General features: G+C 74.5%; 13 protein-coding genes and 2 pseudogenes. 5 read left to right on the forward strand and 10 right to left on the reverse strand.

Annotation, left to right across the window (positions count from 1 at the left end):
* From RM590_RS04950 to RM590_RS04975, 6 genes are all read right to left on the reverse strand, one after another.
* Positions 1-1,563 carry a hypothetical protein gene (locus RM590_RS04950; protein WP_311703118.1) on the reverse strand — a complete coding sequence of 521 codons (1,563 nt, stop codon included), beginning with the start codon at positions 1,561-1,563 and terminating at the stop codon, positions 1-3.
* Positions 1,560-4,598, reverse strand: a complete 3,039-nt coding sequence (locus RM590_RS04955) for a hypothetical protein (RefSeq protein WP_311703119.1) — start codon at positions 4,596-4,598, stop codon at positions 1,560-1,562. The genes RM590_RS04950 and RM590_RS04955 overlap by 4 nt, the downstream gene beginning before the upstream one ends.
* A 7-nt stretch (positions 4,599-4,605) precedes the next feature.
* A complete protein-coding gene (locus tag RM590_RS04960; RefSeq protein WP_311703120.1) occupies positions 4,606-5,898 on the reverse strand; it encodes a serine/threonine-protein kinase in 1,293 nt (430 codons plus the stop codon).
* Positions 5,895-8,750, reverse strand: a complete 2,856-nt coding sequence (locus RM590_RS04965) for an AAA family ATPase (RefSeq protein ID WP_311703121.1) — start codon at positions 8,748-8,750, stop codon at positions 5,895-5,897. Before RM590_RS04965 ends, RM590_RS04960 begins: the two co-directional genes overlap by 4 nt.
* Before the next feature lie 275 nt (positions 8,751-9,025).
* Positions 9,026-9,442: a PIN domain nuclease gene (locus RM590_RS04970; protein WP_311703122.1), complete on the reverse strand. Its 417-nt coding sequence runs from the start codon at positions 9,440-9,442 to the stop codon at positions 9,026-9,028.
* Positions 9,439-9,675, reverse strand: a complete 237-nt coding sequence (locus RM590_RS04975) for a type II toxin-antitoxin system VapB family antitoxin (RefSeq protein ID WP_311703123.1) — start codon at positions 9,673-9,675, stop codon at positions 9,439-9,441. Before RM590_RS04975 ends, RM590_RS04970 begins: the two co-directional genes overlap by 4 nt.
* Positions 9,676-10,062: 387 nt before the next feature.
* Between RM590_RS04975 and RM590_RS04980 the strand changes: the two genes are divergently transcribed.
* Positions 10,063-10,470 (forward strand): hypothetical protein, encoded by a 408-nt coding sequence (locus RM590_RS04980; RefSeq protein ID WP_311703124.1) that lies wholly within the window; start codon positions 10,063-10,065, stop codon positions 10,468-10,470.
* A gap of 51 nt (positions 10,471-10,521) precedes the next feature.
* Here the strand turns inward: RM590_RS04980 and RM590_RS04985 are convergent, their stop codons facing one another.
* Both RM590_RS04985 and RM590_RS04990 read right to left on the reverse strand, forming a co-directional pair.
* A complete protein-coding gene (locus RM590_RS04985; RefSeq protein WP_311703125.1) occupies positions 10,522-12,720 on the reverse strand; it encodes a terpene synthase family protein in 2,199 nt (732 codons plus the stop codon).
* 181 nt (positions 12,721-12,901) lie between these two features.
* Positions 12,902-13,384 carry a hypothetical protein gene (locus RM590_RS04990; protein WP_311703126.1) on the reverse strand — a complete coding sequence of 161 codons (483 nt, stop codon included), beginning with the start codon at positions 13,382-13,384 and terminating at the stop codon, positions 12,902-12,904.
* 215 nt (positions 13,385-13,599) lie between these two features.
* On the opposite strand from RM590_RS04990, the pseudogene RM590_RS36205 reads away from it, so the two are divergent.
* The 3 genes and pseudogenes from RM590_RS36205 to RM590_RS04995 all read left to right on the forward strand — a co-directional run.
* Positions 13,600-14,016: pseudogene (locus RM590_RS36205) on the forward strand (rhamnogalacturonan endolyase family protein); the annotation flags it as partial.
* A pseudogene (locus RM590_RS36210) lies at positions 13,999-14,373 on the forward strand (rhamnogalacturonan lyase family protein); the annotation flags it as partial. The pseudogenes RM590_RS36205 and RM590_RS36210, both read left to right, overlap by 18 nt.
* Before the next feature lie 54 nt (positions 14,374-14,427).
* Positions 14,428-16,188, forward strand: a complete 1,761-nt coding sequence (locus tag RM590_RS04995; protein WP_449657241.1) for a rhamnogalacturonan lyase family protein — start codon at positions 14,428-14,430, stop codon at positions 16,186-16,188.
* Between the two features lie 93 nt (positions 16,189-16,281).
* On the opposite strand, the gene RM590_RS05000 is transcribed toward RM590_RS04995, so the two are convergent.
* On the reverse strand, positions 16,282-18,198 hold the full coding sequence (locus RM590_RS05000; RefSeq protein WP_311703410.1) for a potassium channel family protein: 1,917 nt from the start codon (positions 18,196-18,198) through the stop codon (positions 16,282-16,284).
* Between the two features lie 214 nt (positions 18,199-18,412).
* Positions 18,413-19,123 carry a hypothetical protein gene (locus tag RM590_RS05005; protein ID WP_311703128.1) on the reverse strand — a complete coding sequence of 237 codons (711 nt, stop codon included), beginning with the start codon at positions 19,121-19,123 and terminating at the stop codon, positions 18,413-18,415.
* A gap of 107 nt (positions 19,124-19,230) precedes the next feature.
* Here RM590_RS05005 and RM590_RS05010 point away from each other — a divergent pair, with 107 nt between their 5' ends.
* Positions 19,231-20,142 (forward strand): hypothetical protein, encoded by a 912-nt coding sequence (locus RM590_RS05010; protein WP_311703129.1) that lies wholly within the window; start codon positions 19,231-19,233, stop codon positions 20,140-20,142.
* The last annotated feature ends 4 nt before the right edge of the window (positions 20,143-20,146 follow it).

Consider the following 20,146-nt stretch of genomic DNA (forward strand, 5'->3'; position numbering starts at 1 on the left):
CTAGCGGTAGCGGAGGTGGGGGGCGAGCTGGTGGATCTGCCGGACCAGGTGGTCCGGCGGGTTGAGCTGGAGGGCCTTCCGCAGCAGGCCGAGCGCCGTCACCTGGCGCTGGGCGGCCAGCCGCGGCGGCCCGGTGGCGGCCTGCCGCAGCACGCCGAGGGCGCGGTAGACGAGGATCGACGCCTCCTCCTCGGCGGAGGCCGCGTACGTCGTGGCCCGGTTCAGCTCGCGCTCGACGCCGGCGAAGTCGTCGTCGTCCAGCGCGTCCAGCGCGAGCCGGACATGAATCGCGCACGTCAGCGACCGCACGTCCTCCCGGGCCTCCGGCAGGTGCGCGATCCGCTGCACGGCGACCATCGCCAGGCGCGCCCGGCCCGCCTCCAGTTGGCGCACGGCCTCGTCGACGGCCGCGCCGATGGCCTCGTGGGAGCGCTGATCCTCCAGCAGCTTCTCGGCGTTGGCGTTGTGCGGGTTCCATTCGAGGGCCTTCTCGTACTCCCTGATCGCCGACTCGGCGGTGTCCGCGACGAAGCCGCGGAACATGAAGTGCCGGGAGAGGGCCTGGTTCTCGCGCAGATGGGACTGGCCGGGCCGGGTGGACTCGGCCAGGTCCTCGGCGAACGGGCGGGCGCCGTCCAGGATGGAGCGGATCTGCCGACGGCGGGAATCCTGACCGGACTTGAGGCCGTAGACGCACATCTGCCACTCGTTGCACCATTCGAGCGCGGTCGTCAGCAGCCGGGGCAGCGGCACGCTCAGCTCGGTGAGGGGCCGCACCCGGTCCAGGCCGGTCGCGAAGTCCTTGGTGATCCCGGCGGGCAGCCGCGCCACCGCGTCGGCGTCCTCCAGGGCCTCGGCGCCGTGCTCGATCGTCTCGTGGCACCAGTCGTCGATGGCCCGTTCGGCGAGCGCGGCCATCGCCGCCCAGCGGCTCTTGTCGTCGCCCGCCGACCAGCCGATGCGGGTGCCCTCCAGCGTCTCGCGAACGGCGGCGGCGCCCGCGCGGCAGGCGTCCAGCGCCCCCAGGTGGGTGTCGGCGATGTCGCTCTCGCCCTGCCGCAGCGCCACCGAGCCGTGCTTGCGGTGCAGGCCGAACAGCTCCCGGCACACGGCGTCGCGCAACTCGTCCTCGGCGCCCGGCGCGCCGCCCGTGGCCGCCTGCCCGTCCCAGAACGCGCGGGAGCCGAGCAGCAGCGTCCACAGCGCGGTCGTGGTGGCCAGCAGGTCGGCGGCCCGTTCGGTGTCGGGCGGCAGGGCGAGGGCCTTCTCGCGGTAGACGACGGCCAGTGTGTGGTGCAGGGCCAGGTCGAGCCCGCGGAACTTCAGCCGGTTGGCCCAGGCCGTCGCGACGCTGTCCTCGTCGTCGTCGAGCAGCGCGCCGCGCAGCGCGGGGTCGGCGATGACGGCGCGCTCCAGCGCGGGGTAGCGGCCGGGCCGCTCCCAGGGCACGGGTTCGTCGGGCACGTCGGGGAAGAGCGCGGTCAGCAGGCGGCCGACGCACACCTCCAACTCCAGGGCCTGGGCGGCGTCCTTGGCGTCGCCCGGCCTGACCGTGGGCCTCACCGCAGGTCTCCCTCCTCGCCGGGCGCCGCCTCGGCGGGGCCGCCGGAACCGACGCGGGCCGCGTGCCGCAGCAGGCGCGCCGCCCGCAGCGGGTCGCCGTCGGCCCGCGCGGCGACGGCCCGGTGGCCCAGCAGCCGGATGAACTCGGTGCGGGCCGCGCTGAGTTCGCCGCCGCCCAAGGCGCGGTCCTCCTCGGCCACGGCGCGTGGCCACAGCCTGCCGGCGAGCGCGTACTCGCCGACGACGGCGGCGCAGCGGGCGTGCACGGCGGCGGGCAGGGCGGGCGTGTCCCGTTCCCCGAGCCGGCGCACGGGGGCCGCGAGCGGGTGCGCGCGGCCCGGCCGGCGCGGCCCGCCGGTGGCGAGCCGCGCGCACAGCGCGGGCAGCAGCCGGGAGAGGTCCACCACGGCGGCGAGATCGCACTCGGCGACGGTGGTGGCGAGCGCGTCCAGCGCGGCCTCGGGGTCGTCGTCGGCGCGCCCCGCCGCCCAGGCGACGCGCAGCAGGGCGGCCGTCTCGCCGCCGCCCTCCGGCGCGGTCGCCGGCGCTCGGCCCTGGAGGACATCGGCGAGCAGGGCGCACGCGCGGCCCTCGGGGGTGTCACCGACCGGAACGCGCAACCGCTCGACGGCGGCGGCGCGTTGACCGGTGGCGAGCGCGCGCCCGGCGGTGGCCAACGCCAGCAGCGGGCGGTCGACGAGAGTGGTGAGGGGAACGCCGGGCGCGGCGTCTCCGCCGTCGGCGGCGGGCAGCGCGAGGGCGGCCACGGCGGCGAGGTCGGCCAGCCGCCGCACCTCGGCGTGCGGGTGACGCCGCGCGAGCCGGCCGGTCATGGCGGTGAACGCGTGCCGCCGGGGTGCGTCGGTGCTGAGCAGCGCGGCGCGGGTGAGCGCGGCGGCCAGGCCGGTGACGGCGGCCTCGGGCGGCCGTTCGCCCTGTTCGGCCAGCTCGCGCAGGCGCTCGGCCAGGCCGAGCCAGGTGCCGTCGGGGTCGCCGGCCAGCGCGGTGAGCCCGAGGACCCACTCCGCCCAGGGGTGGCGGGCCACGGCGGGCCACAGCTCGGCGGGCAGCGGGTCGGCGGCGCCGTCGGCGGCGACCGCCGCGGTGGCCAGGGACAGCACGAGGGCGTCCCGGGGCACGCTGCTGCCCGAGCCGACGGCGAGGGCGGCGTCGAAGTCCTTGGCGGCGCGCGCCACGGCGGCGCGCGCGCCGGGCGTGCCGAGCGACCGGCGCAGCCGGAGCACGCCCAGCGCGTAGTGGACCTGCGGCGGCACGCCGGGGCCGAGCGCTTCGAGCCGGGCGACGGCGGCGTCGGTGGCGTCGGTGACGCTCTCCTCGGGCGACGCGGCGACCTCCGCCCAGGCCGCCAGCAGTCGCGCCTTGGCGTCGGTGTGCGGCTCCAGCAGCGCGCGGGCGGGGCGGGGGCGGCCGGTGCCGAGGTGGTGGGCGGCGAGGACCAGCGCGGCGCGGCGGGTGTGGCCCAGCCGCCGGGCCTCGTCCAGCAGCCGTATCCCCTCCTCGGGCTCGGCGGTCAGGGCGCGCACCCCGGACCACAACAGCCGTTCGGCGCGCGGCAGTCGGCGGTACAGCGCGTGCCGCAGCAGCGGCGCCATGCCGGTGGCGCCGGAGCGGCCGAAGGCGTCGCCCAGCGCGGTCCGCAGCGCCTCCAGCCGATCGGGGACGCCGCCGCCGGGCGGCAGCGCGCCGGGGTCGACGGCGGACCGGGTACCGGCGGCCAGTTCGCGGCGGACGGCGGCGAGCCGTTCATAGCCGGCCGGGGGCGTGTCCGGGGGCGCGGTGGCCGCGTGCCGCGGGTCGGCGTCCTGAAGCAGGCAGCGCAGCGCCCAGCCGGCCGCGCCGGGGGGCGCCTCGGCCGCGCGGCGCCGCAGGCCGTCGTGGTGGCCGGTCAGCAGCTCGGCCCAGGCGGCGTGGTACGCCCAGACGCCGCGCTCGGGGTGGTGGTGGGCGGCGGGCACGAGGGTGGCGCGGGCCGCGTCGGCGTCGCCCTCGATCAGGTGCAGCCGGCCCCGGGCGTAGTCGAGCCAGTCGCCGGCCTGGGGCCGGACGGCCAGGGCGGCGAGGGCGGTGGCGGTGAGCGGCGGGCCGCTGTCGGTGTCGGCGTCGAACCAGATGAGGGTGTCGGCCAGTTGGGCGAGCTGGGCGAGTGGGCCGGCGGCCGGGGCCACCCGGCCCCGCGCCAGCGCCCAGCCGGGCGTGCCGGCCGCGTCCCCGGCCTGGACGTGGGCGGCGAGCAGGCCCTGAAGCGCGGTGTCGTCCTGGAGGTCGGCGGCGCAGGCGGCGGTGAAGTGCTCCCGGGCCCGGACCGGGTCCCGCAGGACGAGCAGGTGGTGCAGGCCCCGGGTGCGGTCGCCGCCGGGTAACCGCAGCGCCTCGGCGGCCTCGGCCAGCGCGGCGGCGAGCCGGAGCTGTTCGGGCTCGGTGGCGAACCCGGTGGCCAGCGCCCCGGTGGCCAGCGCGACAACCGAGGGCGGGTGCGGGCCGGGCCGCCGCAGCAGGTCGCCGTAGACGCGCAGCCGCTCCTCGTCGCGGCGACCGGTGCGGGCCAGCTCGTCGGCGAACACGGCGCGGGTCCGTTCGTCCGCGGCCTGCGGCGCCCAGTACAGCGCGGTCAGCAGCTCGGCGGCGGCCAGGTCCTCGCCGCGGGCCTCGCGCGCCCGGATCAGCGGGCGCCACGCCTCCTCAAGGGTGAAGCCCCCGCCGCCGGCCAGCTCCCGGCCGGCCTCGGCCAGCGCCGTGAAGTCGCCCTCCGCCAGCAGGGGCCGGAACGGCGGGCCGGTCATGGACGCGATGAACGGGACCCACAGCGGCGCCGCGAGCCCCGGCCGACCGGCCAGCCGGTCCCGGATCTCGCGCAGCGCGGCCAGGCCCTCCCGGGGGTCGGGCCGGGCCAGGGCGTCGGCCCAGCGGTTGCGCATCCGGCCGGTGGCCGTGAAGCGGTTGCGGAACGTGCGTGCGACCGGCGGCGGCAGCGGTGGTGGCTGAGCCGGCGGCTGTAGCGGTGGCGGCATGGTCATGGCACGGTCACCCCCTGCCCTGCTCACGGCGGCGCAGCCACGCGAACTGGTCCGCCTGGAAGGTGTTCCCGGCCCGCCGGTAGCGGGCCTCGGTCCGGGCGAGCAGCGCCGCGCGCTCCTCGCGGGTGCGCAGCAGCGCGCTGTCCTTGACGAGCAGCCAGGCGGCGGCGAGCCGGTCCGCAGAACGCGCCGGGTCGTCCAGCGCGTCGAGCACGTCGGCGAGCTGGTCCAGCACGGCGAACCGGGCGTCGGGCGCCAGGTCCGGATGGGCGTCCAGGCAGCGTTCCAGAACGCGGCGGGCGCCCCGTCGATCGCCCTCGGCCAGCAGCGCGGCGGCCTCCTCGCGGGCGCGCTCGGCGGGCGGGCGCGGGCGGCCGGACCGGGCGCCGGCCAGCGCGTCGAGCACCTCCCCGGCGTTCCGGAACCGCCGTTCGGGGTCGAACCGCAGCAGGCGCAGCACCAGGTCGTCGACGGCCCGGGACACGGTGTTGTTCAGCTCGGACGGCGGCGCGGGGGTGACCAGTTGCTTCTGCCGGTGGAGCCAGTCGCCGTGCAGGGAGTCGGGCAGCCCGGGCGGCGGCACGAGGTGGCCGAAGGGGTGGCGGCCGGTCAGCCCCTCGTAGATCAGCAGGCCCAGCGAGTACAGGTCGGAGGCGGGCAGGCTCTGGCCCCGGGAGGTCTCCGGCGCCATGTAGTGCAGGGTGCCCGCGACGCCCGCCGCGTACCCGGCCGCCACCATCCGCCCCGCCAAGCCGAAGTCGATGAGCCGCACGGTCAGATCGGTGCCGAGCAGCACGTTGTCCGGCTTGAGGTCGCGGTGCACCAGCGGCGTCGGCAGGGTGTGCAGCCCGCGCAGCGCCACGCAGATCTGCCGCGCCCAGGTGACCATCTGGCCCACGGGCACCCGGGGCAGGGAGCGGAACTGGGCGGCGAGCGTGGTGCCCGGCACATACTCCATGACGAGATACGCGCGCCGGCCGGCGTCCACCGCCAGCCCGCCGTCGTAGACGTGCACGAGGTGCCGGCGGGCCTCGGCGTCGGTGAGGCCGTCCATGGTCCCGGCCAGCAGCAGCACATCGGTGAACAGCTCGCGCGCGGCGGCCTCAGTCATGCCCCCGCGGCGCGAGAGCTTGCAGGCGACGCGGCGCACCGGCCGGCCGAGGATGCGCTGCTCGCTGCGGAAGACGCCGCCGAAGACGCCGCCGCCGATCCACTCGGTCAGCTCGTAACGGCCGTCGATCGTCCGCCCGGTGAACGAGCGCAGGTCGGCGCCGTCGGGGTCGGGGACCGGGGCGCTCACGCCGGCTTCCCCAGGGCGACGGGCGGCAGCTCCGCGCCGTCCGCCGCGGTGAACCGGACGGTGACGTCCGGGGAGTCGTCGCCGAACCCGAGCTCGATGCGGGCGCAGCGCTCGTAGTCGGCGCGCCGGTGGGCCTGGGCGTCCAGGATGGGGGTGTCGATCAGCCGGGTCAGCAGCGTGCGCAGGATGCGGGCGCCCTCCTTGCCCTTGGCGCGGGTGTTGGCGAGGTGGGCCTGCCCGGCGGCGTGGGCGATGAGCGCCTCCGGCACGACCAGCTCCTTGCGGCGCCGGACCCGCCAGAACTCCCTTCGGGATTCGACGAGTTTGCGGCAGATGCCGAGCATGGCCTCCTGGTCCAGCGGGCGGAAGACGACGATCTGCCGGACGCGGGCAAGGAACTCGGGCGTGAACACCGGCTCGTCGTGCGGTTTGCTGCGGACCTTGAGCAGCTCCTCCTTGACGCGGGCGGCCAGCTCCTCGGGGCCGGCGCCGCGCCGGGTCAGCTCGGCGATGGCCTGGTTCCCGGCGTTGGTGGTGAGGATGAAGATGGCCCGGTCGCCGCGCGCCCGCACCCCGCGCCGGTCCTCCACCCAGCCCTCGTCGAAGAGGTTGAGGAACGGCCGCCACACCTCGCCGTGCGCCTTCTCCGCCTCGTCGAGGAGGAAGACGCAATAGGGGTCGGCGTTCAGGTCGTTGATCAGCCGGCCGCCGCTCTCGTAGCCGACGTAGCCCTGCGGGGAGCCGACGATGCCGGAGACGCTGTGCCGCTCGGTGTAGCCGCCCATGGGGTAGGTCTGGAGGCGCTTGGACGTCGAGTAGAACGCGGCGACCGTCTTGGCCAGCTCGGTCTTGCCGACGCCGGTCAGGCCGGCGAAGAGCAGCACCGACGCGGGCCCGCCCTCCACCCCGGCGAGGCCGGCCTTGATGCGGCGCAGCTCGCCGGCGACCGTCTCGACGGCCTCGCGCTGGCCCAGCACCGAGGCGCCCAGGGCTTGTTCGTAGTCGATGTGCTCGCCGCCGGTGCCCGCGATCTGCTCGGCCGGCACGCCGGAGATCTCCGCGACGACGGCCACCACGTCGTCCTCGGCCACGGCCGACCGGTCCTCGCCCGCCTGGGTGCGGCGGTAGTGCAGGTCCTCGGCGGCCCGGCGCAGCACCTTGACGGCGGACAGCGGCAGCCGCTGGCTGAGCACGAAGTCGCCGGCCATCACGACGGCCCGCTCCACGACGCGGTCGTCGACGCCGATGCCGAACTCGGCGGCGATGGCGTCGGCGGCGTCGCGCACCATGTCCCGCGCGACGGTGCCGTCGGGCTCGGTCAGCTCGATGCGGGTGGTCAGCTCGCGCAGCGCGTTGTCGCCGGCGAGCAGGTCCTCGTAGTCCTGCGGCGTCAGCGCGCCCACGAGGTGGACGCGGCGCTCCTTCAACGCGCTGCGCAGCGTGGGCAGATGACTGGTGCCGTTGGGCCCGCGCAGGATGGCGCCGAGCCCGTCCAGGCAGACGACGAGGTCGGTGCGCCCGCCGACGTCGCGGATGATGCCGGTCAGCCGCTCCAGGCTCTCGGTGGGCGGCACGTCCCGGCAGTCCACGCGCAGGAACCGCTTGCGCGCCAGGAACGGGATGTCCCCGGCCGCCGCCCGGCGGGCCAGCTCGCGCAGCAGCGTGGTGGCGCCGACGCCGGGCTCGCCGGTGAGCAGCACGTGGTTGTCCGTGGTGCGGTGCAGGGCGCGGCTGAGCGCGTCGAAGTAGTGGTCCACGTGCCGGGCGGGCGCGATGCCCCGGGTGCGGGCGAGCCAGGTCAGGTCCTCGGCGGGCGGCGCGCCCGGCCCGAGCCGGAACGCGACCTCGCGCGGGGCGGCCGAACGCGCCGCCCGCAGCGCCTGGTCCAGGTGCTCGCGCATGCGGCGCACGTCCAGCCGCAGCGGCTCGCCCTCCAGCACGGACGCCAGCCGCGCGGGCGGGTCGGCCAGCAGCGCCTCCAGCAGATGCGGGGTGTCCACGCGCTCCTGGCCACGGGCGCCGGCGGACCGCTGCGCGCCGCGCAGCAGCGGCAGCAGCGCCTCGCCGAGCCCGTCGCGGTGCAGCGGCGGCGCGGACCGGCCGGAGTCGGACAGCCGGAACGCGGCGGCGAGCAGCTCGGCGGCCTTCGGCAGGCCGAGGTGCGGCGGCATCTGGAGCCGCACCAGGCGCTCGGCCAGGCCCTCGGGCTCGCCGAGCAGGGCGAGGAAGCAGTGCGGGGGCCGCAGCCGGTCGTAGCCGAGGTCGCCCGCGCGGCGCGCCGCCTGCTCCAGCACGGCCCAGGCGTCGGCGGTGAACTCCTCGGACCGCAGCCGCCCGGTCGCCTCGTCCAGCAGGGCACGCGGCGGCTCGCCGGCGGTCCGCACCCGGTCGCGCAGCGCGGAGATCGCGGCCTCGAAGTCGAGGATCCCGAGGAACTGCCGGTCGCCGGGGTCGGGATGGGCGAGCACGGCGGCGACGAGCAGTTCCAGGCTGACGGGCCGGAGCCGTTCGGGACCGGCGGCCAGCTCCTCGGCCAGGGCGTCGAGGGCGGCCAGCGTGGGCGCGGCGAAGCCGGACCGGGCCCCGGTGAAGGCGAACGCCTGCCCCTCCCGGCCGCCCGGGTTGTACACGTCGATGGTCTCCAGCAGATGCCGGGGCAGCGCGCCGTCCTCCAGGGCGAGCGCGAGGGCCGACAGGACACCCCGGTCGCCGGAGTCGACGGCGGCGTACAGGATGTCACCGGGCCGCAGCACACCGGCACACCGCCGGGTGGCGGCCAGCAGGACGTTCACCGTGCGCTCGTCCCCCAGGCGCTGAGGCGTGAAGATCCCGTCGACGAAGAGCAATGACACGTATCCCCCTGGCTCCACTGCGGGCTGGGCAGGACAACTCCTTGTTTGGGGACACAGTTTGGCACCCACGCGGTTGCACCAGGGGCGGAACGGACGCGATAGGGTGGTCGGTTTTGCGTCGGCGCGGACGAACGGCGCCACTGCCGGCCGCGCCGGGCCACGACCGGTGCGACCAGCAGGCCGGAGGCGAACCAGTTCCGGCAGAAGGTCTTGAACCTCCGGGCCGAGAGCGCGAGTTCGATTCTCGTCGCCCGCTCCGTGAAGCGGCCCGGCGCCTATCGATCGGCTGTTCCGGGATGGACCACCCAGCGCATCGTTTGCCCGGTGATCTCCTCGATCATGTCGAAGTCGCCGTCGTAGTGGAGGATCGTGAGCCCGTGCCGTTGCGCGACGGCGGCGATCAGCAGATCAGAGAGTGAGAGAGCCCGATGAAAGCCCCGGCGCAGCGCCTCGCGCTGGAGCCATAGAACCCGTTCGTGCTCCTCATCGTTGCAGGGCGCGTAGTCGAAACCACGGAGGCTGGTACGGATGCGCGAGGCATCCAGTTTGGTGCGAGCACTGAAGATCATCTCGTACTCGACGACCGCACACGTGCTCAGAAGACCGCGATCGTTCAGATCGTCCAGCACGGCCCCCACGGCGGGCTGCCCCCACCGAGCAAGGGCCGACTTGTCCACCAGGAAGACGCTCACGCCGCGTCGCTCTCACCGTCCCGAGGGCGGGTCCCAACAGGACCCGTGCTCTCCACGATCTCAGTGAAATCGAATTCGCCAGACTTCACGGCGTCCGCGAACTCCTGGCGCAAGCGACGTTTCACCGCGTCCTCCATGGCCGCACGAACGGCCGCCGCTTTGGTCTTGGCGCCGTACAGCCGCATGGCTTCCTCAACGATCTCGTCGTCGAGATCAATGACGGTGCGAGACATGGGCACTCCCTTCGACGGCACAACCAAATGATATCGCCATGTGCAGTCTAGGCGATATCTCCAGCGGCACACAGCCTGCCGCTCGGTGGCCGGCTGGGCGTCTGGCGAGAACGGCGGCTTCGCGGAGTGGCCCCAGGGCGCGACCAGAGCATTGCGGTCCCGACGTACGACGACTGCCCTGGCGCGCAGCCTCGCGGGGCCAGTCCCTCCAGACCTACCTCCTTGCCCTCGTCACCCGGGAAGCCACCCAGCCCACGCACGCTTGCCGGGATCGCGCGGCGCGCCGAGCAGTACGCGACCAGTGAGGTCGACAACGATGATGTGCTCGCGCTCGTCGACGAAGGACGAGCCGCACGTTGATCGTCGTTGACTCCTCAGCCGTCACTCATGTTCCTGACCGACAGCGGGGCCATCGGCCGGCAGATCCGCGCCCGCGTCGCCCAGGAAGACACCCTGCACGCTCCCCACCTCCTGGACACCGACGTCGCATCCGCGCTCCTCGGCATGGCGCGTGGCGCGAAGAACGGCATCCCCAAGCTCAACAAGGCCGTGCCGGACGAGCACTTCAAGACGTACAGCGCCCCGCGCGTCGACCGTCATGAGGCAATGCCCCTGGTCTCCATGGAAGTCGACGCCCGGCCGCAAACGCCTCGCATTCGCCACCGGCGAGATCTTCACCATGACCGAGCGCACCGTGCTGTGGACCGCCCGCCACATCGACCCACGCCTGCGCAGGTGGACACCACACTGACCTCCGTCGCGCGGGCCCGGTGCGCGGCCGCCGCTCGGCGGTGAGCTCGCCGTTTGGCTGCCGGAGCTCACCGACCGAAGGCGGTACGGTCCGGACTACGACGTGGCGGGCAGCGCGAGCCGGGCCGCGGATGTGCCAAGGCCCCGGGGGCCGCCCAGCGGCCAGGGCCAGCCGGCGTGCCGCCGCAGGTCCTCCTCGCGGTAACGCCGCACGTTCCGGTGCCAGTTGAGGATTCCGGCCATCCAGTTCTCCAGGTCCCGGACATAGCCGTCCAGCGCCCGGCGTGCCTCCTCGGACAGCTCGAAGTCCTCGTACAGCACCGGGAATTCATGCCGGGCAACGTGACGGAACTGGTTCATGCGCGAATTGATCAGATCCGCCACGATCGACAGCCCGGTCCGGTAGCCGCAGTCGAAGAAGTCCTGGACGACCAGCACCCCGTTGTGGATCTCGCCGTCGAACTCGATCTCCTTCTGGTACGAGAAGACGTCGTTGACCAGACAGGCCCAGTCCGAGGCGGCGCTCTCCAGGGAGCACACCGGCCCGGTGCGGTAGATCTCCGGCGGCACGGCCGGGCCGTGGCCTGCCCGGCACAGGCTCATCGTCAGGTCCGAGCCGAACGTCCGGCGCCGCATCTCCAAATAGTCCACCGGCTCGGGGATGCGGTTCTGCGCCTCGTTGGCCAGCTCCCACAGCCAGCCCTCCATCATGTCCACCAGCGCCCGGCGCAGGAACGCACGGCTTTCCGGTGGCATCGGCCCGGCGGTCCGCGGCCACAGGTCGGCCAGGCCGCGCTCCAGCGGGGTGACCGGGGCGGGCACCGCCCGAGGGTCCTCGACCGGCAGGAACTCCACGAGCCGTTCCGTGCAGGCCTTGGCGCCCAGCAGGTCCCGGGTGCGGCCGAAGGCGAACGGGTAGAAGTCGTCGCCGTAGGTGCCCCAGGCCAGCCAGGCCGCGGACAGGTCCAGCTCGTCGGCCGTGGCGTCCGGGTCGAGGCCCGCCGAGCACAGCGCCAGGTCGTAGTCGTCCACCTTCTCCGGGGTCCAGGGCGGCCCCTCGGCGATGCCGACGCGGTGCGTCCACGCGACCAGCCGCCGCCGCGCGCCGTCCAGATGGGGGCTGAGCCGGAGCGTGAACGGCATGTCGATGTCGGGGATCACCGCCGGACCCACCCGCTGGTGCGGGACATGGGTGAAGCGCCGCACCCGGGCGGCCTCGGCCCGACGGGTGGTGGTGACCGGCGCCAGGGCGGTGGCGGAGGTGCCGAGCCCGGTGGGCAGCAGGGGTGAACGGCCTTGTGCCGCGCCCTCGTTCATATAGCGGCTGGAGCGCATGTGCCACTCGTGGCCGCCGGACTGCCAGTCCTGGAGCCCCTTCACATAGGTGAGCACCGCCGCGCAGGACTCCGGGTCCAGCCCGTATTCGGCGAACAGCGGGCCCAGTTCGGTGAGGGCCGTGTGCTCGAACTGCTGGAGCCGCGCGGTGAGCAGGTCGTTGACGGCCTCGGCGGCCTCCTGAGTGGTGCAGTCGAGGAAGGTCTCCAGTACCAGCACACCATTGCTCAGCTCGCCCTCGTCGCCGATCTCGCGCTCATAGGAGAACAGGTCGTTCCGCAGGTGAACGGCGTCGGCGAACGTGTCGCGCAGCACGCGCAGCGGCCGGCTGTCCGCCACGGCCGCCGGCACCTCGGCCCGGCCGGCGAACTCCACGAGGCCGGCCGACCAGGGCGCGCCGCCCACCTTGCGCCGCATCTCGATGTACTCGACGGGGTTGGCCACCCGGCCGATGTTGATGTTGGACAGCTCCCAGAGCGACTCGTTGAGCAGGTTCTCGGTGCTCTCGGCGAACCGCCGCCGCCAGTCCGCCGACATCGCGGGCACGGTCCGCGCCCACAGGTCGGCCAGCCCCGCCTCGACCGGATTGGCCGGCTCGGGGACGGGGGCGGCCGGGTCCAGCGGCATGAACGCGGGCAGCCGGTCCAGATACGCCTTGCCGCCCACGCGGTCCTGGGTGCGCTTGAACGTCTCCAGGAAGTGGTCGTCGAAGAAGAAGACCCAGACGTACCAGTCGGTGACCAGGCACAGGTCGTCGGCCGACGCGTCGGGGTGGGTGTAGGCACAGAGCAACGGGTAATCGTGCGCGTCCAGATCCTCCCGGGTCCAGATGCCGGACCCCTCCAGCATCCCCATCTCCCGGGCCCACCGCGGGGAATGCTCCCGGGCCTGCTCCAGGTGGGGGTTCAGCCGCGCGGGGTACGGCATGTAGAACGCGGGCAGTTGAAACGGCTGAGTCATGGATACGTCTCCCGGCGTCTCGCGAGGCAGGCCCAAGCCCTACCCCAGCGTGATGGGAGACAGCGCGACGAGGGGGGAACGGCCGTTCAAACCGCCGGTTCGAGGGAATTTTCGTACGTGCGACCGGGGCCGACCGCCGGGTCCTGCCCGGCCCTCGCGCCGGACAGGACTCCGTCAGTCCCTACCTCTCACACGAGACCCGGGAGTTCGTGGGGTAGAACAGGCCGTCCGGGTTCCACTTCCACAGCCACACATGGAGGGTGTAGTACGGCACGTTCTCGTTGGGTGGGTCGAATTCCCGGCCGAAAAGGGTGGCGGGCGTCTCGGACGCGTACTCCACCGCCACCAGTTGGCGGAAGCCGCCGGGGAGCGGGGCGTAGACCAGGAGGTTGGGCTCGGCCACCGCCAAGTCCTCCTGTCCGGCGGCCACTTCGTGCAGATAGTGGTAGCCCGTCCCGGGCACGCACTCGGTGGCCAGCGCGTAGCCGTCCGCCTCGGCCCGTTCCAGGTCGTGGTAGTTCGCCGTCGCGGCCTTCACTGTGATCAGCTCCCGCTTGAGCGCCTTCCGCTCCTCCCAGCCATCGTCGGCCAGGGCCCCGGCCGGGGTCAGGGCGAGGACGACCGCGGCGGCGGCGGTGATGCTGGTGCGAACGCTTATGCGCATGACGGCTCCGTATCTTCGCGTGCGGAAGGTGGGGTTACGCCTTGATCGTTCTCCGGGGTCCGGGGCGCGGCCATCCGGCAGCGGCCAAGCGGGGGAGCAGTGGGTGACGGCGCGAACTCTTGACGGGTGCCGTGCGCGCTCGTACTGTCGCGGCCGACTGATTGAAACGAATCATTGAAACGAATCAATAGCGAGCGAACCGAAGGGCGTCGATGATGACACCTCACAGACAACGGACCCGGCACCGGAGGTGGCTTGGAGCGCCGGTCGCCGGGCTGCTGACGGCCGGGCTGCTGGTCACCGCCGGCGGCGGCAGCGCCCAGGCCGGCGAGGCGTCCGAGCGGGGCGGGGGCAACGCCGGCGGCGGCGTCCAGCTCGAACAGCTCGACCGCGGCCTGGTGGCCGTCGCCACCGACGAGGGGACCTTCCTGAGCTGGCGGCTCCTGGGCTCGGAGGTCACCGGCGCCACCGAAACGGGCGTCGCCGGGGCCGACTTCCACGTCTACCGGGACGGCGAGCGTCTGGCCACCGTCACCGACTCCACCAACTACCTGGACGCCGACGCCGGTCCGGACGCCGAGTACCGCGTCGCGGCCGTCGTGGACGGCGTGGAGGTGGACCTCTCCGACCCGGTCTCCGCCTGGACCGAGGGCTACTACGAGCTGCCGCTGAACAAGCCCGCGGACGGCGTCACCCCGGCCGGCGAGACCTACACGTACTCCGCCAACGACGTGAGCGTCGGCGACATGGACGGCGACGGCCAGTACGAGTACGTCGTCAAGTGGTACCCGTCCAACGCCAAGGATGTCTCCCAGGTCGGCTACACCGGCAACGTCTACCTCGACACGTACGAGCTCGACGGCACCCTGCTGCACCGCGTCGACCTCGGCCCCAACATCCGCGCGGGCGCGCACTACACGCAGTTCCTCGTCTACGACTTCGACGGCGACGGCCGCTCGGAGATGATGTTCAAGACGGCGCCCGGCACCAGGATCACCCGCTACGCGGCGGACGGCGGCGTCGTGTCCGAGGAGTACGTCACGATGCCGCGCGCGGACGTCCGCGCCGGGTACTCCCACCAGGACGACTACCGGCTGAGCGCCGAGGGCTACTACGAGCACGTCGTGGACATGTTCCTCGGCTGGCACGAGCACCCCGAGGTCGTCGCCGGGAACTGGCCGGCCACGCTGGAGGAGGCGTTCGGCATCGAGCCGGCCTACGACTACCCGCTCTCCCGGGCGCACGCCGAGGCGCTGACCGACTACTTCATGGATGTCTACGCGCCCAGCCGCAGCACCCGCAACAACCTGCGCGCGTTCGAGGGCTTCATCCTGGACGGCCCCGAGTACCTGACCGTCCTGGACGGCGGGTCCGGCGAGGAGCTGGAGACCATCCGGTACAAGCCGGGGGCGCACGACGACGGGCTGATGTGGGGCGACTACGCGATGGCCCGCATCGAGCCGGGCAACCGGGTGGACCGTTTCCTCTCCGGCGTCGCCTACCTCGACGGCACGCACCCGTCGGCCGTGTTCGCGCGCGGCTACTACACCCGTTCCACGCTGGTGGCCTACCGCTGGGACGGCGAGCGGCTGCGCGAGGACTGGTACGTGGACAGCGGCTGGGCGCCGATGTCCAACCCGTTCAACGACTCCCCGCACGGCGTGGACGGCACCGACCCGGAGTTCGGCACGCTCACCACGCAGGGCTTCCACTCGCTCAGCGCGGCGGATGTGGACGGCGACGGGCGGCAGGAGATCGTCTACGGCTCGGCGACGATCGACGACGACGGCAGCCTGCTGTACAGCTCGTTCGCCGAGATGCCGGAGGGCAGCGCCACGCCGGGCGTGGACGCGCGGCTCGGGCACGGCGACGCGATGCATGTGACGGACATCGACCCGGCGCGGCCGGGCCTGGAGATCTACACCGTGCACGAGGGCGGCCGTTACGCCCCGCTGGGCTACGCGCTGCGCGACGCGGCGACCGGCGAGGTGCTGTACGGCGGTTACACCGGTGTGGACACCGGGCGCGGCATGATCGGCGACGTGGTGCCGGGCGAGCCGGGCATCGAGACCTGGGCCAACCACCCGGAGGGCGGCACCAACCCGCTGGGCATCGGGCTGTGGACGGCGGACGGGCGGCGGATCGCGGAGACCACGCCGGGCACCAACCAGAGCATCCGGTGGGCCGGCGACATGACGACCCAGATCATCGGCGGCGCAGGCCACTTGGAGCAGGACACCGTCATCCAGGACTGGGAGCGCGGCACGCTGCTGACCGCCGAGGGCACCCGGACCAACAACCACTCCAAGGGCAACCCGTCGCTGGTCGCCGACGTCCTGGGCGACTGGCGCGAGGAACTGGTCGTGCCGACGGACGCGGGGACCGGGCTGCGGGTGTACGTCAGCACCGAGCTGACGGAGCACAAGCTGTACACGCTGATGCACGACCCGCAGTACCGGGCCGAGGTGGCGCGGCAGCAGACCACGTACAACCAGCCGTCGTACACCGGCTTCTACCTCGCCTCGGACATGGACTTCGCCGAGGTGCCGGTGCCGGACTACTGGGCGCCGGGGGCCGTGGACGCGCTGCGCGATCGGGTGGCCGAGCACGTGGACGGCTCGGCGGCCCGGCGGCTGACGGCGGCGCTGGACGAGGCCGAACGCGAACTGGCGCGCGGCGATGTGCGGGACGCCCGGCGCGCGGTGGAGCGGTTCCTGGACGGGCTCGACGCGCGCGGCGTCTCGGACGAGGCGCGCGCGGTGCTCACGTACCACGGTGAGTCGCTGCTGGCGATGCTGCGGTAGCGCTCGCGGGCGTGCGGTGGCGGCCCGTCGTTCCTTCCCGGCCGGGAAGGGGCGGCGGGCCGTTCGCTGTCGCGAAGGCGAACCCGGATGATCTCACCGGGGCCGGGGGCCGGGGCCGCGGCCGAGGAGTTCGGCCAGGCCGCGCCGGGTGGCGGCGATCACCACGCGGTCGGAGGGCTTGAGCACATAGCCGGGGTGCAGGTCCCACAGCAGGCCGGTGGGTGCCGGGCCGTCGTCCTCCCGGCCGGCCGCCATGGCCAGATCGGGGCGGCGGTCGCCCGGCGCGGCCAGGTCAAGGGCGAGCAGGCGCCAGGCGCCGGGCCGGTTGACCTCGGCGACGGTCCGGCCCGCGAACCGCGGGTAGTTGGCCATCTCCAGCGCGGCGAACAGCAGCACCTTGCGTTCCACGGGGATCGCGCCGAGGATCTGCCGTCCCATCATGGCCACGGCGAAGGCGGGCGCGGCGAGCGAGGAAACGCTGCGGCTGCGGGTGAGGGCGCCGGGGTGGGCGGTGCGCAGGGTGCGGTAGACGGCGGTGGCGAAGTCGTCGTCGTACAGCCGCAGCGCGACGCGCAGGTCGCGCTTGACGGTGCGGGCGTAGAGCGTCGCCTCCAGGTTGGTGGTGTCGGAGCTGGTGAGGGCGAGGAGGGCCTGCGCGCGGTCGATCTTGGCGGCCTCCAGCACGCCTTCCTGGGTGACGTCGCCGATGACGACCGGAACGCGCAGCCGCCGCGCGAGCGGGATGCCGCGGGCCTCGGGGTCCTCCTCCACGCACACCACGGGGATGCCCAGCTCCCGCAGGCGGGTCAGCACCCGGCTGCCGATCTTGCCCAGGCCCAGCAGGACGACGTGTCCGGCCAGTCCGCGCGGCGGGCGGTGCGGCGCCGAGCCGCCGCGGAACGCGCCCAGCGCCTCCAGCGCGCCGGCCACCAGGATGGGCAGCAGGGCCAGTCCGACGAGCCCGGTGAGGAGTTGCAGGGCCTGGCGGGAGGTGGGCTCGCCGACGGCCGGGTCGTTGATGGCGAACAGGTCCAGCAGCGTGAGATGGATGGCGCGCGGCGCGGGGTCGCCGGTGATCAGCGAGGCGGTGGCGGCCAGCGCGCAGACGGCGACGGTGAAGCCGGCGAGGGCCCAGCGCAGGCGGCGCGAGAAGATTTCGCCGAGCAGCGTGCCGCGGCCCCGCATGCGGCGCGGGGAGACCGGAGGGCTGGTGTGGGTGACGGTCTGGAGCACCATGGCGCCGCGGCCGGTGGCGGCCCGGACGGTGTCGTCGTCGGGCAGGAGCAACGGGCCGCCGGGGCCGCTGGCGTCCGAACCGTCGTCGGCGCCCGGGTCGTTGCTGGTCGCGGACAGCAGCGCGAGGGTGCACAGGCCGGGGTCGGCGAGCTCGCCGCTGCCGGACGGGGTGCGTTCGACGGCGCGCAGCAGCAGGCCGTCGGCCTGCACGACCTTGCTGGTGCCGGCGATGGCGCTGGCGGCCAGCGCGGGTGCCGCGGTGTCGGCGTCGGACAGCACGGTGGTGGCGGCGTCGACGGCCGCCAGGTCGAGGCCGGGGCGGGCCAGGGCGGCGGCCTGGTCGAGGAGTTGGGCCAGGTGCTGGCCGAGCTTGCGGTTGTAGAGGCGGATGACCAGCCGGACCCCGGGGTTGACGCGGCGGGCGGCGAGCGCGCCCCGGATGTTGGCCTCGTCGTCCTCGTGGACGAGGGCGACCGCGGTGGCGGTGCCGGCGCCGGCCCGGCGCAGCACCTCCTCGGTGGCCTCGGGGGCGGTCAGCTCCCGGATGGGGATGGGGAGTTCGCCGGATTCGCCGGCGTTCGTGGGCGCGCCGGGGCGGGTCATCACGGCGGTGATCCGGCTCAGGAGCGCGGCGGCGCGTGCCCGGCCGGGGGCGCCGGAGCTGACGTCGTCGGTGGGCGTGGGCGGGACGACGAGCGTGACGCGTTCCCGGTAGACGTCGTGGAGCTCGGCGGCGAGCCGGGCGGCCAGGGCGTCGTCTCCGCAGACGATCATGTGTGCAGCCACAGGGTCTTAGACTGCGCGACCCCCGCCGGGGGTTGCACTGAAACGCGCGGCGCGGTGCAGGAGGTGGAGGAGGTCGCGCACGCCCCCGGGCAGCCCAGGCAGTCTGCTTCCGCGCCGGATTGTGGTGGTGAGCAGTCGGCGGGTGCGGGTCGAGGCGATGTCCGGCACGGCCGGGAGCAGCGCCGTCGCCACGTCCTCGGCCTCACTCCAGGCGCGCAGTTCCAGCAGGCAGGCCAGCAGCCGCACGGCGAACAGCCCCCGGTAGCCGGTGTTGCCACCTCCGGCGGCGCGGCGCAGCAGCGGGACGGCCTGCCGCAACTCGCCCCGGGCGTGGTGGAGTCCGCCCTGCTGGCCGTCGATCTCCTGACCGGTGAGCCACCACGACCATGGGGGGGTCGGGGCGCCGACCACCGCCCCAGGCGAGGAGCGCCCGGGCGTCTGAGAACGCGGCGGCCGTCTCGGCGTCGCTCCCGGCCGCGGCGGCGCGCAGCCGGAAGACGGCCTCGGCGCGGGGTGGCAGGGGGCGCGCGTCCAGCACGGCGCGGGCGAGGGAGAGCGCGTGCCGGGGGCGGCCCAGCCATTCGTCCTGGAGGGCGGTGTTCTGGAGGGTGAGCAGTTGGATGGGCCGGTCCCCGGCGCGGTCGGCGAGGTCGAGCGCCAGCCGGGCGGCCCGGCGCGCGGCGGGGTGCCGTTCGGCGTCGAAGAGCAGCCAGCCGGTGATCTCCGCCAACTCGCCGGTGGCGGCGAGGACCTCGCGATCTTCCGTCGGGTGGGCGCGCAGCCCGGCGAGGACGCCGGCGAGCGCGCCGGCGGCCAGGTCGGCGACGGGCGCCGGCCCGGGTCCGTTGTCGAGCAGGACGAGCCGTCGCGAGAGCGCGCGGATGTCCCCGGTCGGCGCCTCGTTCTGTCGCACCGTCCTATTGTGTGGGCCCCGGCCGCCGCGCGGAACGGCGCCGGAGTCGGCGGCGTCTTCCCGGTCGTGAACCGACGCCGACCGGTTGCGACGGCAAAGGGGGAGCCATGCCGCGCACGCTCTACGAGGAGACGTCGCGGAATCCGTTCGCGAGCCGGATACGGCTCGGCGAGCATGATCTGGTGGTCGGCGGGCGGCGCACGCCGCTGGCCGAGCTCAACCTGACGGCCATGGCCGACGCGTATCTGCGCGGGCAGTGGCTGGGCGGCGGCGGGACGGAACGGCCGCTGGCGTGGCTGCGCCAGGAGCGCGGCGTGGTGCCGGTCATCCGTGTCACGGGGGCGGCGCAGCCGCTCCGGCCGCGCAACGCGGCCGAGTTCGCCCGCGCTGGGCGAGTTGGCGGTGCGGCACAGCGGCGGTCCGGCGGCCGTGTACGCGGCCGCGGCGCGCGCGGCGCACGAGGACGTGCCGCTGTGGATCGCGCGCCGCACGGCGCCCGGCCCGCTCGGCGCGGTGGTGGTCACGGTGGACCGGCGGCTGGTGCGGGCGGACGTGTGGGGGACGGGCTGCCCGCCGTGCGGCTGCGCGGGTCGCACTCGCTGACGGTGGCGGCGCTGCGGGTGCCCGTTCCCCCGCTGGCGGTGACGGTCGGCGGCGAGCCGGCGACGCTGTCGGTCGTCCGCAGCGCGCTCAAGTCGCGGCGCGCCGTGAAGCTGCGGACGCGGTGGGGCGACTGGGAGCTGCGGCGGCAGGACTACCGCCGTTCGGTGCTGCTGTGCGACGGGCGGCGAGTGGCGCTGCTCGGGCGGCCCGACCGGTCGGAGCTGCGGGGGCGGGTGGTACTGCCGCTGGCACGGGTGGAGTTGGCGAGCGCGGACCCGCTCGATGTGGTGCTGGCGCACTTCTTCGCCGTCGTCTGCGGACTGGGCGACGGCTGGGGCGGCGGAGGCGACGGCGGCGGCGGGGACGGCGGTGGCGGGGACGGCGGCGGTGGTGGCGGTGGAGGAGGCGGGGAATAGGGGG

The sequence above is a fragment of the Streptomyces litchfieldiae genome (genome assembly GCF_031845365.1).
Lineage (GTDB): Bacteria > Actinomycetota > Actinomycetes > Streptomycetales > Streptomycetaceae > Streptomyces > Streptomyces litchfieldiae.

Excerpts from the sequence above, each read along its gene's own strand:
- RM590_RS04985 (WP_311703125.1), bottom strand. The coding sequence starts at position 12,720 with ATGACTCAGCCGTTTCAACTGCCCGCGTTCTACATGCCGTACCCCGCG.
- RM590_RS04975 (WP_311703123.1), bottom strand. The coding sequence starts at position 9,675 with ATGTCTCGCACCGTCATTGATCTCGACGACGAGATCGTTGAGGAAGCC.
- RM590_RS05010 (WP_311703129.1), top strand. The coding sequence starts at position 19,231 with ATGCCGCGCACGCTCTACGAGGAGACGTCGCGGAATCCGTTCGCGAGC.
- RM590_RS05000 (WP_311703410.1), bottom strand. The coding sequence starts at position 18,198 with ATGATCGTCTGCGGAGACGACGCCCTGGCCGCCCGGCTCGCCGCCGAG.
- RM590_RS04995 (WP_449657241.1), top strand. The coding sequence starts at position 14,428 with ATGCCGCGCGCGGACGTCCGCGCCGGGTACTCCCACCAGGACGACTAC.
- RM590_RS04955 (WP_311703119.1), bottom strand. The coding sequence starts at position 4,598 with ATGACCATGCCGCCACCGCTACAGCCGCCGGCTCAGCCACCACCGCTG.
- RM590_RS04980 (WP_311703124.1), top strand. The coding sequence starts at position 10,063 with ATGTTCCTGACCGACAGCGGGGCCATCGGCCGGCAGATCCGCGCCCGC.
- RM590_RS04990 (WP_311703126.1), bottom strand. The coding sequence starts at position 13,384 with ATGCGCATAAGCGTTCGCACCAGCATCACCGCCGCCGCCGCGGTCGTC.